18 protein-coding genes and 2 tRNA genes are annotated in these 16310 nt (G+C 30.2%); 19 read left to right on the plus strand and 1 reads right to left on the minus strand.

Going from position 1 to position 16310, the window contains the following annotated elements; genetic code table 11:
• Window position 1 precedes the first annotated feature (1 nt).
• The 10 genes from LL038_RS01260 (at window position 2) to LL038_RS01305 (ending at window position 8991) form a co-directional block, all read left to right on the plus strand.
• Entirely contained in the window at window positions 2–709 is a 708-nt protein-coding gene (locus LL038_RS01260) for a distal tail protein Dit (protein ID WP_216119674.1), read from the plus strand.
• Window positions 709–2433 (plus strand): phage tail protein, encoded by a 1725-nt coding sequence (locus tag LL038_RS01265; protein WP_216119675.1) that lies wholly within the window; start codon window positions 709–711, stop codon window positions 2431–2433. The genes LL038_RS01260 and LL038_RS01265 overlap by 1 nt, the downstream gene beginning before the upstream one ends.
• An 18-nt stretch (window positions 2434–2451) precedes the next feature.
• Window positions 2452–4215 (plus strand): glycoside hydrolase family 55 protein, encoded by a 1764-nt coding sequence (locus LL038_RS01270; protein WP_216119676.1) that lies wholly within the window; start codon window positions 2452–2454, stop codon window positions 4213–4215.
• A 113-nt stretch (window positions 4216–4328) separates the two neighbouring features.
• A complete protein-coding gene (locus LL038_RS01275) occupies window positions 4329–4604 on the plus strand; it encodes a hypothetical protein (RefSeq protein WP_216119677.1) in 276 nt (91 codons plus the stop codon).
• A 48-nt stretch (window positions 4605–4652) separates the two neighbouring features.
• Window positions 4653–5390, plus strand: a complete 738-nt coding sequence (locus tag LL038_RS01280; protein WP_216119678.1) for an HNH endonuclease signature motif containing protein — start codon at window positions 4653–4655, stop codon at window positions 5388–5390.
• 182 nt (window positions 5391–5572) lie between these two features.
• Window positions 5573–6034, plus strand: a complete 462-nt coding sequence (locus tag LL038_RS01285) for a hypothetical protein (protein WP_216119679.1) — start codon at window positions 5573–5575, stop codon at window positions 6032–6034.
• Between the two features lie 26 nt (window positions 6035–6060).
• Window positions 6061–6978, plus strand: a complete 918-nt coding sequence (locus LL038_RS01290; protein WP_216119680.1) for an N-acetylmuramoyl-L-alanine amidase — start codon at window positions 6061–6063, stop codon at window positions 6976–6978.
• A 31-nt stretch (window positions 6979–7009) separates the two neighbouring features.
• Window positions 7010–7420 carry a hypothetical protein gene (locus LL038_RS01295; RefSeq protein ID WP_216119681.1) on the plus strand — a complete coding sequence of 137 codons (411 nt, stop codon included), beginning with the start codon at window positions 7010–7012 and terminating at the stop codon, window positions 7418–7420.
• Window positions 7421–7555: 135 nt separating this feature from the next.
• A complete protein-coding gene (locus tag LL038_RS01300; RefSeq protein ID WP_187350197.1) occupies window positions 7556–7729 on the plus strand; it encodes a helix-turn-helix domain-containing protein in 174 nt (57 codons plus the stop codon).
• 107 nt (window positions 7730–7836) lie between these two features.
• Window positions 7837–8991, plus strand: a complete 1155-nt coding sequence (locus LL038_RS01305; RefSeq protein WP_216119682.1) for a tyrosine-type recombinase/integrase — start codon at window positions 7837–7839, stop codon at window positions 8989–8991.
• 119 nt (window positions 8992–9110) lie between these two features.
• On the opposite strand, the gene LL038_RS01310 is transcribed toward LL038_RS01305, so the two are convergent.
• Window positions 9111–9197, minus strand: a tRNA-Leu gene (locus LL038_RS01310).
• A 296-nt stretch (window positions 9198–9493) separates the two neighbouring features.
• Between LL038_RS01310 and polA the strand changes: the two genes are divergently transcribed.
• The 9 genes from polA (at window position 9494) to LL038_RS01355 (ending at window position 16303) form a co-directional block, all read left to right on the plus strand.
• On the plus strand, window positions 9494–12109 hold the full coding sequence (polA, locus tag LL038_RS01315; RefSeq protein WP_216119683.1) for a DNA polymerase I: 2616 nt from the start codon (window positions 9494–9496) through the stop codon (window positions 12107–12109).
• 78 nt (window positions 12110–12187) lie between these two features.
• Entirely contained in the window at window positions 12188–12796 is a 609-nt protein-coding gene (coaE, locus tag LL038_RS01320; protein WP_216119684.1) for a dephospho-CoA kinase, read from the plus strand.
• The gene (locus tag LL038_RS01325; RefSeq protein WP_216119685.1) at window positions 12793–13353 is read left to right on the plus strand and encodes a lytic transglycosylase domain-containing protein; all 561 of its coding nucleotides are present in this window, start codon (window positions 12793–12795) and stop codon (window positions 13351–13353) included. The genes coaE and LL038_RS01325 overlap by 4 nt, the downstream gene beginning before the upstream one ends.
• Before the next feature lie 115 nt (window positions 13354–13468).
• A tRNA-Leu gene (locus tag LL038_RS01330) sits at window positions 13469–13550 on the plus strand.
• 146 nt (window positions 13551–13696) lie between these two features.
• Window positions 13697–13822 (plus strand): hypothetical protein, encoded by a 126-nt coding sequence (locus LL038_RS01335; RefSeq protein ID WP_264174136.1) that lies wholly within the window; start codon window positions 13697–13699, stop codon window positions 13820–13822.
• 116 nt (window positions 13823–13938) lie between these two features.
• Complete coding sequence (locus tag LL038_RS01340; RefSeq protein WP_216119686.1) at window positions 13939–14454, plus strand: hypothetical protein; 516 nt, start codon at window positions 13939–13941, stop codon at window positions 14452–14454.
• A 161-nt stretch (window positions 14455–14615) separates the two neighbouring features.
• Window positions 14616–15344, plus strand: a complete 729-nt coding sequence (locus LL038_RS01345) for a hypothetical protein (RefSeq protein WP_216119687.1) — start codon at window positions 14616–14618, stop codon at window positions 15342–15344.
• A 112-nt stretch (window positions 15345–15456) separates the two neighbouring features.
• Complete coding sequence (locus tag LL038_RS01350) at window positions 15457–15717, plus strand: DUF4321 domain-containing protein (RefSeq protein WP_375292988.1); 261 nt, start codon at window positions 15457–15459, stop codon at window positions 15715–15717.
• 10 nt (window positions 15718–15727) lie between these two features.
• Complete coding sequence (locus tag LL038_RS01355; RefSeq protein WP_216119688.1) at window positions 15728–16303, plus strand: Maf-like protein; 576 nt, start codon at window positions 15728–15730, stop codon at window positions 16301–16303.
• Window positions 16304–16310: the final 7 nt, after the last annotated feature.

Below are 16310 nucleotides of genomic sequence, written 5' to 3' on the forward strand. Positions count from 1 at the left end.
TATGTACGGAATAACTTTTAATGGAAAACACAGTTTCGATGATTACGATTTATTCGTTATGAGTAAATCTATACAACCTCCGAGTAAGGATAAAATAAAAGTTCCAGTCCCATTTATGCAAGGTGGTGGTTGGGACTTTTCTACAGTTGGTAGTAATGGGGAAATTATATATAATACAAGAGAAATAACAATAAAATTTTGTATAGATACTACCAATGTATCACAGCTATATGTTAAATATAGTGAAATATTAGAATGGTTACAAGGCACTGGTCAACAAAAGTTAGTGTTTGATGATATTTCAGATTATTATTTTATGGCTGAAGCTGAAACACCTCCAACATTTTCAACGTTTATAATGTTGGGAGAGTTAGAGGTTAAATTTGTTGCAGATCCTTTTAAAATCGGGGTTGATTATGCAACAAATAATCTATGGGACACTTTTAATTTTGAAGAAGATTATTTGCAAGATGGGGAATATGATATTGTTGGCACAAAAACAATAACTTTATATAATCCTAAAAGATTAGTAATGCCTACAATTAATGTAAGTACAGCAATGAGTATTATTTATAATTCCAAAACCTACAATTTAGTCGTAGGAGATAATAAACTTTATGGCTTAAAACTAGCAAATAGTGTAAATAACATAATAATAATAAATGGTACTGGACATATAAAAATATTATTTAAGAAGGTGAGTTTATAATGTATAAAATAAGTATATTTAATAAAGGTGTAGAAACGGTTATACATTATCCCGATGCAGATAAAACTACACCAAAAATATCAGTACCCCATTTGAATAAAAAAAGAGGTCAAGCAGGTAGCTTGACCTTTACTATTTATCCCAATAATCCTGCTTATAATCTTTTAACAAGGATGGCAACTTTAATTACGGTTGTTGATATTCGAGATGATAAAGAAGTATTTTCAGGTAGGGTTTTTACAAATAAAAGTAATATGGATGATAAGGGATTTAAAAAAGATATAATTTGCGAGGGTGAATTAAATTTTCTTCATGATACTGTAGTAGATTCTGTAATTTATGAGGATAAAACTCCTACACAATTACTACAAATATTTTTAGATGCTCACAATTCAACAGTTGAGAATTATAAAAAAATATTTTTGGGTAATTGTGACGTTGAAGACTGGCTGTTTTGTACGACTGGTTTAGAGACAACCTTAGAAGCGATTACAAAATATATATACAATGAGCAGTTGGGATATTTGCAATTAAGAAAAGTAAATGGAATTAAGTATTTAGATTATTTAAAAGCAACTACAGACAAAGTTATTGACGTAGTTTTAAGTCAAAATATGCTTAATTTAATTCAAACAGATGCTGCAGATTTTGGTACTAGAATTGTGCCAATTGGTGCTAATAGTATGACAATTGAGACTGTAAATGGTGGCTTGAATTATTTGGAAGATTCAGAAGCAGTAGCAGAATATGGAATTATTTACAAAACAGTAGAATTTAAAGACATTGATGATGATGCGGAACTTAAAAATCAATGCTTATTACAACTAGATAGTTATACAAAACCTAAAAAATCACTAGAGGTTACAGCAGTAGACTTAGCGACATTATCTGATACGAGTATCAATATGATTGATGAAAATACCTCAGTACATATGGTTAATCAAGTTATGCAAATTGATGAAACTTGGAAATGTGTGGAATATGACGTGGATTTAAGCACAGTATGGAGTCCTAAGTTAACTTTAAGCAACAAAGGCATTACATTGACTGGGACTTTAAGCTCAATTATAGGCAGTATGGTGACAAATGATGGTGATTACAACGGTGTCCAAATCGGTGATAGCTTTGGGTTAAGAATTAAAAAAGGTTTGGTTAAGTTACTTTTAAATGCTACAGAAGGAATTTCAATAAGCAATGGAACTAAAAAAGTATTTTATGTAGATACAAATGGCGATATCGTAGAGCATGATGTTACCGCAAATGATATGACTGCAAACAATGGCATATTTAACAATATAAAAGCTATAGATATGACAGCAACTAGGGGCGTATTCAACGATATAATTGCAAACAATGGAACTTATAACAATATTAATACAAGATTCATGATATCCACTTTAATGCGTACCTCAAATACGAATGATTATATGATATTCCACGACCAATTTATTGAATTTTATCATGATGGAACACTAAGAATGAAGGTTGGATTTGATGGTGTAAACAATTATGCGGGAATAAAACTATATGGGGGGAATGGCATAGATGAGGTTGGTTCAATAACAGCAGGGAATAATTCACCAACACTTCAAGGTAATTGGTCAGTAGAAGAGGGAAGTGGCTTATATATGTATGGTAATACAAATTTATCAACAAAAGAATATGTAGATTCACAAATATCAAGCTTATGGCAACAAGCTATGGGTGTATTTGCAACGAAATAAAGAGGAGTGATTAAATAAATGGCAAATGTAACAAATGATGTAGCAAATATAAGAGCGGCGGTGTTTGGAAAAGATGTTAGGGAGAGCATAGCAGATGGTATTGAGGATATAAATACAGAGGTTACAAGTACTACAGCAAGGCAATTAGTTGTAGAAGGTAAGCAAACAGCAGTTGGAGTTAGACAAGATTTAGCAGATTGCAATGAAATAATAAGAAAAACAAATGAAATTGGTAGAATAAACGTAGAAGGAGAAAGAGTAACAGAATTTAATGTTATTAAAACAGACTATGATACTTATAAGAATGTTATGATCGCAGAAAGTAATGTTGCGGCGTTGCAAAATGGAATCAATAAAAACACGTCAGATTTGGCAAATATGGCGACGAACCCAATGCAATTTGGAGCAAAATTTGATGGTATAACAGATGATACAAATGCGATTAATTTAGCTATAAAAACAGCCTTAAAAAATGGTAATGCAAAAATAATTTTTCCGCAAAATTCAAAATGTAAAATAGCTGGAATGATATTAATACCATCGAATGTTATTATAGATTGTAATAGTTGCGAAATTAATGGAGGCGGAGGCAATACAATTTTTGAAACTGGGTATGTGTTAAGTGGTGAAATAGTATCGAACATTTCGACACCGAACGAAACACAAAGAGTTGTCTTTTCGCAGATTATAAATATTAGTAAGATAACAAATTGTGAATTATGTTTCAATGTATTTAATTTTAACGAAGGTTGCGAAATATCGAACGTGTACGCATTCATGGTTGGCAAAGTATTAAATAGTAAACGAAGCTTTTATTCATCCTATACAAATATAACTGATCGTGAAGCGGGATATGTAAATGATACTTACGCAAAATTAGGAGAAGCCTTTAGTTTTGATGGTTTTGTTAACGTCGAACATCTAAAATCATTATTTGTTACTGGCAGAGGCAAAGGTTTTCGATTCTCAGGTGGATCTGATGGTCAAGAGATATCGGGTTGTTCCGCAGAAGATGTTAACATAGGAATTGAAATATCGGGAGAGGTTCATTTGCTTGGAATTTATAACAATTATTTTGAGTCAATTAGGCAAATCGCGGTAAATATAGACAACGTAGGTGTTAAAAGAAATATTACAATAGATAGGAATTGGTTTTATGGTTGTCCAGTAGCGATTCACGCTGATAATTTCAGTGGGCATATTGGAAAATATAATTATTACAGTGGAGGTACTAATTTAATTGAAATACCCGACAATACAACCTCTATTGGTGAAATCGAATTTTTAAAAAGTAGTATTCCCGCTACTTCAAATGGAATATTATCAACAACAATACAAGCAAATATAGGCGATGAATGTACAGTAAAAGAAAATTTAGTAATATATGATGACAATAGTGGTTTAGGTTTAGCGAAAGCTATAATATATAATAAACAAGTTCCACTGATTTATAATGGTCATGGAGGTTTTGCACCTAATAGAGTAATGTTTACAGATACTAAATTATTGCCTTTAGGTTCTAGTGTTTATAACATTGAAATAAGCACCGGTTTTATATTTGACCCTTATAATTTCCTTATTTTTAGATTTAAAATCACAGATAATAACGGCGCATATGATTTCTACGGTAAAACATATGGCGAAATAGTTAAACTCGATAATGTTGATAATGGTAGATTGGTTACATTAACTATTGTTCATAATAAAATTGTATTAACATTAAGTTCATTTACACATCCAAGTGGAATTGTAAGTTGCGAAGGGATCATCAGAATGGCCTAGTTGTTTTAACATAGGAATATAACATGTAGTAACTAAGACACTCTTAATAGAGAGTCTTTTATTATAATTGGATATAATGTATCATATAGTATATGAGAGTAGGAGATGAAATTATGCAAAATCAAGATTTTACTATTCTAACTGAAAATTTGAGTGAATTATACGCTTATGATACTGGTTGCACTGATAGTGGGGTAAAAAACGAAGAATTAAGAAGTAAAATGATTAATTGTATAAGGAACTCACCAGAAGATGAATTTAGAGTCTTTATTAGTATTTATGTAAGAGAGAAGTTTTTAATTCCAGAGGCTATAAAAGAAGGATATGGATTAGAAGATGTTAAAAACTTTATTGAATGGTTAGATCAATATATGGACTATGCAATTTAAAGGAATATGTGGTATAATTTAGCTGTTATTGTTTGGAGAGTGATTAATATGAGCGATTTTAGACCACCAATTCCTGAACCTTTAAAAAGAGAACTTCGCCAAGAAGCGTATTTTGGTTGTGTTATATGCGGATGTCCCATAATTGAATACCATCACATAAACCAATATCATTTAGTTAAATGTCATGAAAAAACAAATATAGTTATACTATGCCCTGAACATCATCATAGAGCAAACTGCGGTGAAATATATAAGGAAATGGTTTTAGAATATAAAAAAAATCCCTATAATAAAAATAACGATTATGTAGGGAAAGAGTTCATTTTAAAAAAATATAATGACTTAAAATTTTTAATTGGTTCTATGGAATATTATAAAACACCTATTATTTTGAGAATTGATAAAGAAGTACTGATATGGGTTAAGGAAGATATTAATGGAATAGCTTTATTTAATGCTAAATTTTACAATAAGGATAATAAGATGTTAGCAGTAATAAGAGATAATGAATGGAGAGCTTTTAGGAGTGCTAAGTTATGGGATGTTGTGTATTCGCCAGGGCATTTAGTTATTAGAGATAAAAAAGGTTCTATATTTATGGAACTCAATACTCTTGGTGAAAAAATATTACTTAGGGCAAACATGATGTATAATAACTATGAGGTAAAAATGATGCCCCAAAGCACCGCTTTTGGTAGAAGAATTTTAAAAAATGGAGGTGTTGCTAACTGTTTAGTTGGGATTCAAGTTTTTAGTAAAAATAACGAAAATTACATTATTAAGTAATATAATAATTTAAAAGAAATAAATATAGACACTAGAAATAGTGTCTTTTTTAATGCAAAAAAATAAAGTAGAAGGGTAATTGATAAGATTGACCCCTTCTACATCCCCTAAAGGAATATGTTAATTATACTTCTTTTCGACAAAATAAGCAATATAAAAATAAGTATGAGGAAGTGATTAGAATGGAAGGTGAGATTTGCGTGGATGCAAAAGTTAATGCATTAAAGTTTGAAACATTAAAAGAATCACAGAATAAAATAGCTGAAATACAACAATTACATGATTCGAGAATAACAATATTAGAAAAAAATAGTTTATTAATGACAAGTGAATTTGCTAATTTGAAGCAGAATCAAGATAAACAATCAATTTTGATGTTGGAATTAGATAAATCTAGTACAGAAAAAAATGATAAAATGTTTGATAAAGTTTTAGTAGCACAACAAAAAACAGAAGAAAATAGTGCTAAAAAATTAGACGAAATGTCAACATTGCAAAATTCTTATTTAACTCAAATAATACAAAGTCAAAATACTACTAAGCAAAATAAATTTGAATTAACGAAAGCTAAACTTGGGATAATTTGTGCAGGAATTGGTGGATTTATGGCTATTGTTTTATTTGTTTTGAGTGTAATATTTTAGAAATAATGAAAGAGAGGTAATTATTAATGGCAATAATAAGTTGGGACGAAGGGCATGGAACTGGTCAAGATCGTGGAGCAGAGGGGTTTTTAAATGAGGAAAAGGTTATTAGAGAATATGCACCAATATGCATTGCTGAATTGCAACGTCATGGACATACTTTAGTAAATTGCACTCCACCACCAAATACCAATATGACAGTTAATCAAAGTTTAGCTTATAGAACTGCAAAAGCTAATTCTAGTGGAAGTATATTACATTTGTGTTTTCATGTAAATGCGTATGATGATGCTTCAGCTCATGGTTGTGAAATTGAGTATGCATCAACTTCAGGATCAAAATATGCTACTTCAGTATTAACAGAAATACATAAATTAGGGTTTGCAGATAGAGGTATTAAGAATCCTAGACTATGGATGACATATCAACCTAGTGCAGTTAGTATTTTGATTGAGCCTTTTTTCTGCACAAATTCTAATGATTGCAACCTTTACAATAAAACAACTTTAGGACTTGCAATCGCAAAGGGAATATTGAATATTATTGGTGGAACTGTTACACCGACTGTTGTTTCCCCTACTATTAAATTTCGTAAAATATTAAAGGTAACAAAACAAACAGCGTGTATCTCAGAAAATGGTTCGCTTGTGAAAATTTTTAAAGTTGGAGACATGCTAACAGCTGTTGATGAAGATAAGAATTGGTGGACATTACTAATTGGTAGTGTTTCTAAGGCGAATACTATAGAAATAAAAGTTCAATATGGCATAATATCAGCAAGTAATCTATTCGTGAGATTAGAACCACATGCAACCGCAACTGAACTAGGAAGTCTTAACAAAGATACTAAAGTTCAGATAAATAAGATTGATGGTGACTGGATTAATATAGTTTATAATGGTGGTTTTGGTTGGGTTTTTGGTAAATATGTAACTCTAGTATAAAATAAAATAAAAATTAGGAGATGTAATATATATGATAACGACAATAATATCTTTTTTATATCCAATTTTAAGTGTAGGAATTGCAGGTGGAATAGTTCCATTTGTTATCAAATTATTAATAGCTAAATTAGATTCTGTAAATCTAGCAAAAGATATAAAAACAGCAAAACTAATTTGGGATGCATTAGAGGAAGATGGAAGAATGGGAGAGTTAGTGGGAAGTAAATTATCAAGTTTTATAACTACAATGCAAAAAAGGACAAAATTATCTGATGCAGATATATTATTAATTAATAAATCTTTGGCAGGAGTTGCCAACGCAGGTAAAGAAGCAGTAATTAAAGAGGTGGCAGAAGTAGTTCCTACAGTATTAGTTCCAAAATATGTAGATGCTGAAGGTAATACACTTGTTAAAGAAGTAATTCCAGTAACAGCAGTATAAAATTAAAAGGTGTATCTTAGCTTAATTGCTTATGATACACCTTTTTTTCTTTTATTATATAAAAACTAAATAATATATATGTATTTAAAGTAATTAATTGAGTGCTTTTCATTTTCGCTTAAGGAGGGATTAATATTGTTTGAAAATTATAAAGATGTTGTAAATATAGAAGACTTAACACAAATGCTGGATATAGGTAAAAATAAGGCTTATGAATTGATTAATTCAGGAATCATAAAATCATTTAAAATAGGTAAAGTTCATAAAATACCTAAAGTATGGATAGTGGATTATATACAGATGCAATAATTAGGTTTACTGATTTTAGGATATAATATATACTCAGATTGTAAGAGTATTTTATGTTTTCTAAAATCAGTTTTTTTATTAAAAAAAATTTGATGGAGGTAACATAGATGGAAGGAAGTTTACAAAAGAAAGGCAAATATTATTATGTTGTTATTAGTAACAAAGTAGAGGGTGGAAAGTATAAAACGGAGTGGATAAATACAAAGTGTGAGAAGAAATCGGAGGCTGAGAAAGTAAAAAGAGATATAGTAAATAAGAAGGAAAATAATACTTATATAGAAGCAAAAAATATATTCTTTTGCGATTTTTATAAGGATTGGCTTCAAAATTATGCTAAGCAAAACTGCGAAAAGACAACATATGAGGGATATAAATTAATTTTTGATAAGCATATTTATCCATACTTTAAGGATAAGAATATCCTATTGCAGAAATTGCAACCACTTGATATTCAAAAATATTATAATTTTGAACTTAAAGATGGGAAATCAAATGGTAAAGGTGGATTATCACCAAATACTGTTATAAAACATCATGCTAATATTCATAAGGTTTTGGATTATGCTGTAAAAATGCAGTTAATTGTGAGAAATGTTGCAGACGCAGTTAATATACCTAAAAAAATAAAATTTATTGGTAAGTTTTATTCAGCAGAGCAAATAGAAAAACTGCTTGAACAAACAAAAAATACTCCAATTGAATCAGCAACTTTTATTACTTGTAATTATGGCTTAAGACGCGGTGAAATATTGGGGCTAAAATGGGATGCAATTAATTTTGAAGAAGAAACTATCACTATTTGTGAAACGAGAGTGAGATATAATAAAGACACAATTACAAAGAGTCCTAAAAATAATAGTAGTTATAGAACCTTACCATTGATAGATAGTGTAGCAAGGTATTTGAAAAAGTTGAAAAAGAAGCAATCAGAGCAAAGATTATTATTTGGAAAAGAGTATAACAAAAGTGGGTATGTTTGTTGTTGGGAAGATGGAAAACCATTAGATACAGCATATTTAAGTCATAAGTTCCTTGAAATAGTTAAGGAGAGTGAATTACCTCAGATAAGATTTCACGACATAAGACATTCAACAGCTTCTTATTTACTAAAGCTTGGTGTAACTATGAAAGAAATCTCTGTTTGGCTAGGTCATAGTGATATTTCAACTACTATGAACATTTATAGTCATGTTGATATTGAGATGAAAAAGAATGCAGCTAAGAAGATAAATGATCTGTTTGCAAACGTAAGTTACAATTGAGTTTAATTAAAGATTTTAGAAGGATTTTTAGAAATATATGATTTTTAGAAGATTTTTAGAAGAATGTAAAAAAAAATCTTAGCAAATCACCTACGATTTACTAAGAATGGTGCTATAACTGGTGCCGGAGGCGGGAATCGAACCCGCACGGTATTGCTACCACTGGATTTTGAGTCCAGCGCGTCTGCCAGTTCCACCACTTCGGCATGCCTGACAAAAAATAGTTTACCATATATTTATGCACATTGCAATAGATATATGTATATTTAGTATAAAATAAGTACAAATTAATATACAGTTCGTTACTTTTTGGGTATATATTTGTTATAATACAATAGAAACTGTTTTACCTATATTAAGGTAAGAGGCGATTTTAAGAAAGTCATCTTAATGTTATAACAAAAGGAATTTTAGTATTAAGAAGTTGATATTTTTATTTAGAACGTATAATATAAAACGTTACATATAAATTTATAAACATAGTAGAAAGAAGGGATTTAAAATGTCTAAGGAAAGACTACTAATTTTAGATGGTCATAGTCTTATGTATAGAGCTTTTTATGCATTACCGGCCCTAACAAATTCGGATGGGATATATACTAATGCAGTTTATGGCTTTACAACTATGCTTTTAAAGATGAAAGAAGAGTTTGAGCCTGATTATATTGTCACAACATTTGATAGGAAGGCACCTACTTTTCGTCATGAAGAATATAAGGATTATAAGGCAGGTAGAAAAAGAATGCCTGATGAACTGCAAGGACAGTTTGCTATAGTTAGGGAACTTTTAGAGAAAATGGCTATAGATATATTTGAATTAGATGGGTTTGAAGCAGATGATTTAATAGGTACGTTATCGGTGTTTGCAGAAGAGCAAGGACTGGAAGTCTTTATAATAACAGGAGACAGAGATGCGCTTCAACTTGCAACAGATAATGTTAAGGTTGTAATAAATAAAAAAGGAATGTCTGAAAAAGAAATATACGATAGAAACCGTATAATTGAGGAATTCGGAGTAACTCCAACAGAATTTATAGATGTAAAAGGTCTAATGGGAGATGCTTCTGATAATATACCAGGTGTTCCAGGAATTGGTGAAAAAACTGCATATAAGCTTATCAAAGAATATAAGAGTATAGAAAATCTTCTTATGAATATTGATAAACTTAGTGGTAAAAAGCTTGTTGAAAATTTAAAGACCTATAGTGAACAGGCAATTTTCAGTAAAAAATTAGCCACCATTATTACTTGCGTGCCTATGGAAATGGATCTAAGTTCAATTAAATCGAAAGAAAATTATGATGTTCGCGCTGTAAAAGATTTATTTTATAAATTACAGTTTAAGTCATTAATAGACAAGATATCTGTAGGCGATGACTCTGCTCAGGAAATATTTTCTGCAGATTATGGAGTAATAGATAATTTGAAAAAGCTTTCAGAGCTTACTTGTGAAATTAAGGATACCATCTATATAATTTTTGATATAGCGGATACAAATGTTTTTTCTAAAATGTGTCTTAATAACATATACATTAATTATAAAGAAAAAAATTATCTTATCAAGCTTGATGATTTATTTAAGGAAGATGAAGAAAAAACTATAAGTTATTTAAAAATTATACTTGAGAGTAATGATATTAAAAAAGTGAGCCATGCTGTAAAAAATGCATACACTGCTCTTAATAAGAAAGGTATCAAGTTACATGGAATACAATTTGATACAGAGCTTGCAGCTTACCTTCTAGACTCAGCAAAAAAAGAATATAGCCTAGAAACTCTTATGGATACCAATCTTAGAATTAGTATCACGGGTGAGGGCCATGCAAAGGAAATTAATAAAGTTGCATTACTAAAAGGGCTTTATGAGATATTAGAGCCAAAAATTAAAGAGTATGAAATGGAAGAACTTCTTTGCGAGGTTGAGCAGCCATTAACAGAGGCTATATCATATATGGAGGCTGAAGGATTTACAGTAGATAAAGCTAATTTAGAAGAGCTTGGAGTTAAATTTGCCGCAGATATAGCAAAACTTGAAAGCACCATTTTTGTATTGGCTGGAGAAGAATTTAATATAAAATCTCCAAAACAATTAGGAAAAATATTATTTGAAAAATTAGATTTACCTGTTATAAAAAAGACCAAAACAGGATATTCAACTAATGCGGAAGTTTTAGATGCACTAGTGGATAAACACCCTATTATCGCAGAAGTCACAAAGTATAGACAAGTAACAAAGATTTTTTCTACATATATTGAGGGGTTAAAACCAGTAATTGACACAGATTCTAGAATACATTCAAACTTTATGCAAACAGTTACCACAACAGGAAGATTATCGAGTACAGAACCTAATTTGCAAAACATTCCTATAAGACATGAAATGGGTAGAGCTATAAGGAAAGCATTTATACCACACAATGATCAGTGTGTTATATTATCTGCGGATTATTCACAGATAGAGCTTAGAGTACTAGCACATATTGCTGCTGACGATAATCTAATTCAAGCGTTCATTGATCATAGTGATATTCACACTAAAACAGCATCTGAGGTATTCAACGTTCCTATGGACGAGGTTACAAAACTTATGAGAAGTAATGCAAAAGCAGTAAATTTTGGAATAGTATATGGTATTGGTGAATTTAGCTTGGCAAATGATTTAAATATATCAAGGAAAGAAGCTAAAACATATATAGAAACTTATTTTGAAAGATATCCGAGTGTTAAGAAATACATGAAGGATATAGTTATAGCGGCTGAGGAAAATAATAGTGTAACTACAATTATGAATAGACGTAGATTTATACCTGAAATAAATTCAGCAAACAAAATGGTAAAAGCTGCTGGTATTAGGCTTGCTATGAATACACCTATACAAGGGAGCGCGGCAGATATTATAAAACTTGCTATGGTTAATGTATTTGACAAATTAAAGGAAAAAGGATTGAAAAGTACTTTAATTCTACAAGTACATGATGAATTAATATTAAATGTATATAGAGATGAGCAAAAGCAGGTTGAATTGTTGGTTAAGGACCAGATGGAAAATGTTATTAAACTTTTAGTTCCTTTAGAAGTAGAAATTAGCATTGGAGAAACCTGGTATGAGGCTAAGTAGTTGAAACTTACGGGTGTGAGTTAAGCCCAGGATGTTAAAAATTCAATTTTTAGTTATAAAAAAGTGGGGGAGAAGATAATGCTAAAGGTTGGAATAACAGGTGGTATTGGCAGCGGAAAGAGTACAGTAACCAATATGTTAAAAGCTGATGGGTTTTCAATTATCGATGCAGATATTGTAGCTAGAGAGGTTTTTATAATATATCCAGAAATAATGGGTAATATCAAAAGTGAATTTGGATATGATTTTTTTGACAGTGAATGTGAACTTAACCGAAAAGAGTTTGGGAATTATATATTTAAAAGTGATACACGTAGAAAAAAACTTGAGAATATAATGATGCCTTTTATAACAAGAGAAATACAACATAGAATAAAAATGTGTGAGGAAGATAACTGTAAATTATGTTTTCTAGATGCACCTACTTTAATAGAGAACAATCTCCATAATTGTATGGACGTAACTATTTTAGTATGGGTATCTAGTGATCTTCAAATACAAAGGGTTATGCTTCGTGATGATTTAAATTTAGATGAAACAATGGATAGAATAAAAGCCCAAATGCCGATAGACGAAAAGAGGAAATTTGCAGATTTTATTATTGATAATGGAAGAAGTTTTGAAGACACAAAGTTGCAACTAGATTTAATTATTACACAGCTCGAAAGGTTAGATGTGAAGTTATGAAAATTTCAAAAATTATAAAATTATTAATATTAATTCTATTGGTTATTATAGTAATAAATATAAAAAGTATTTTAAAAAATTTTTACCCGATAAAGTATGAAAATAAAATAATTACATATTCAAAAAAGTATAACGTAGATCCTTATTTGGTTGCGGCTGTAATAAGAACAGAGAGCAATTTTGATGATAAAGCTGTTTCAAATACGGGAGCTTATGGACTTATGCAGATTATGCCTGATACTGCAATATGGATTGCTGGTAATATGAAATTAAAAGACTTCAATACGGAAAAATCTTTTGATTCCGAAATTAATATTGCTATGGGATGTTGGTATCTTGACGATTTAAACAGTGAATTTAATGGTGATTTAGAATTGGTACTTGCAGCTTATAATGGTGGACGTGGAAATGTTAAAAAGTGGCTTAAAAACAAGGAATATTCTAGTGATGGTAAAACACTTAATAATATACCATTTGGAGAAACGGATAAGTATGTTAAAAAAGTAAAGATAAATTACCGCATTTATTCAAAATTGTATGCTAATGAGATTAAATAAAAGAAATAAAAACTATTGACAATTTGTACAAAACTAATATATAATTAACCTTATAGTTATTAGATTAGCAATTCTACATGGCTATAAGGTTTGATCCTTTACATTTTTTAAATTTGCGATAGTGGCGGAATGGCAGACGCGCACGTTTAAGGGACGTGTGGGAGACCATATGGGTTCAAGTCCCATCTGTCGCACCAGGTTAAATACTATGGTATCAGCACTTCAATGGTGTTGGTACTTTTTTATTCCAAAAAACATTTTACCATGGGTAGATATGAATTTTAGAACAAATGAATTATAAAAGGAAATATGGAAAAACTAACATCTGAGAGAGGTGTTAATTATGAAAAATAAAAATAGTGGTCCTAATGAAAATCAACAGAAGGTAAATAAAAGTAAGGAAGAAAATCCTGTAATTATTAACGGAGATGCGAATATGAGAAAGCCTGTACGTGGATTAAGTAAATAGTGGCATAAAGAGGGTGCAATTGCATCCTCTTTATTTTTTTTGTAAAACTAGTATCAAACTCTTATATTCAGCATAAATTGTTAATATGTTAATAATATTGGAATGGGAGGATAATTATGATAATAGAGGACAGCAATAGTGAAGATATAGACATGATTGAAGAATATGACATGGTGCCATTACAATCTATGATGTATGGATATGACCAAATGAATATGATGTCAAATATGGGAATGCCCGTGGGATATATGCAAGATATGAATTCTAATATGGAAATGAACAAATATAGGGGAATAAATCCTTGGGTGGGTATGGATCAATTTAAGTATGCAAGCTCTATGAATGAATTTAATCAATTGGGTAGAATGTATAGAAATGAAGCTATTGACGATTATGAGGAGGTAAATAAAAACAAAAGTTATATTGATAAGTATCAGGACCAACCTGATATACCTAGTATGACGGCTTCACCTAGTCTCCAATATAATGAGGTAGATTCGATTGTAAAAAGAATTGAAAGATATAATCCTGCAATATTTAGGCGCTTGACTAGGTACGGGAATCCTTATGTAGAAGCAAGAGAAATAGTTTCAAGAATTGTTAATGTATCACTTATGTACAGAGATGAATAGAAAATAACATTTATTCAACATAAAAACAAAATTTATTTTCACTACAACCCTATAAAATTTATAGGGTTATTTATATTATATATATTTATTTTTTTATTCTAAAATAAGTTTTCAAATAATAATATTATAAATAAGAACTTATTAAGTTAGGGGATGTTAGAGTGAGATATACTAGATATAATTACAAACGACCTAAGAAAAATAACAATTTTATAATTGTTATTACATTAATACTAATAGTTGCAATTGCTTTGGGCACTATTTTTTCAAAACTATTACCTAATAATGGTAAAACGGCGAGCGCAGATAATAAAATTACTAAAATAAGTTTGCAAAAGGATACAAAAACAAATAAGGTTAGTGTGGATGGTTCTAAAGATACATCTCAAAATGATATTAAAGAATATGTAGCATTACAATGTGGTGTTTTTGCCAAAATGGAAAGCGCACTCGTACTCAAAAATAGTTTAGCTGAGTATGGTACACCATTTATTATTGTGGAAGATAAGTTAAATAAAGTTCTACTTGGTGTATATCCTAAAGGTGGGGCTGATACTATTATTAAAGAACTTACGGCAAAAAAAATAACTTATTCAAAAATTAATTTTCAGCTTGAAGGTAAGGATTTAACAAGTGCGCAAACTAATGAAATGATTAGTGCGGATATTAAAATATTAAATAAACTTTCGGAAAAGGATACTAAATATGTTGAAACCGCAGAATTAAAAAAATGGATGACGACTTTAACTGGTGCAGATAAGACAAATAAAAGTTATGTCTCAATGACAACTATAAAATCATATTTAACTGCATTGCCAATAAAAGTTGAAAAAGAAAAAACAGAGGACGGATATATATATATATATAAATTTATAAAGAAACTGATATAGATATAATTATAAATTTTTTCTGAATAATAATTTTATGCACTTGTGTATGATTTTATTAAATGTTAAAATGTATAAGATGTATAAGATATATAAGTAAGGTGGGGGGTACAATTTGAAGAGTGCAGAAAGGAAAAACCCATATTTTGTTTTTTTTATAATGATAGGAGCTATTTCTGGAAGTTTTGTAGGTGAACTATTAGGAGACAACGTGGCTGCGCTTAAATTTTTGAAGAGTACTTTCACCATAGGGATGAGTAATCCTATGCTTATAGATTTTAAAGTATTCGCAGTAACTTTCGGTATAAATTTTAATATTAATATTATGACTATTATAGGCATTATTTTGGCAATAATATTATATAGAAAATATTAGGAGTGATGTAGTGGATATTATTTTAGCTTCTGCCTCGCCACGTAGGGCTGAACTCCTAAAAAAAATAACTAGTAATTTTCAGATAATGGCAAGTGACTTTGAAGAGAGTGACATAATGTTTTCTGGAAATTGTGGGGAATATGTTATGACCTTAGCAAAAGGTAAGGCTATGGCTATTTGTAGTAGCGTGAAAAAACCAACTGCTATAATAGGTTGTGATACTGTTGTTTATTTTAAGGGTGAAGTGCTCGGAAAACCTAAAGATAGTTGCGAGGCTTTCAAAATGCTTAGTAATCTAAGTAACAATACACATGAGGTATATACAGGAATTGCGGTAATAAACACACAAACTAAGGTAATCAATACTGAGTATGTGTGCACTACAGTAAAATTTTCAAAGTTATCAATCAAAGAAATAAACAATTACATAGAAACAAAAGAACCGTTAGGTATGGCTGGAGCTTATGCTATACAAGGAGGAGCATCTTTATTTGTTAAAGAATTAAAGGGCTGTTACTATAGTGTTGTGGGGTTGCCAGTGAACAAATTATATTATATGTTAAGGGAAATGGGGGTCAATCTATAAAGGAGTT

The organism is Clostridium estertheticum, from assembly GCF_026650985.1.
Taxonomy (GTDB): domain Bacteria; phylum Bacillota; class Clostridia; order Clostridiales; family Clostridiaceae; genus Clostridium_AD; species Clostridium_AD estertheticum_C.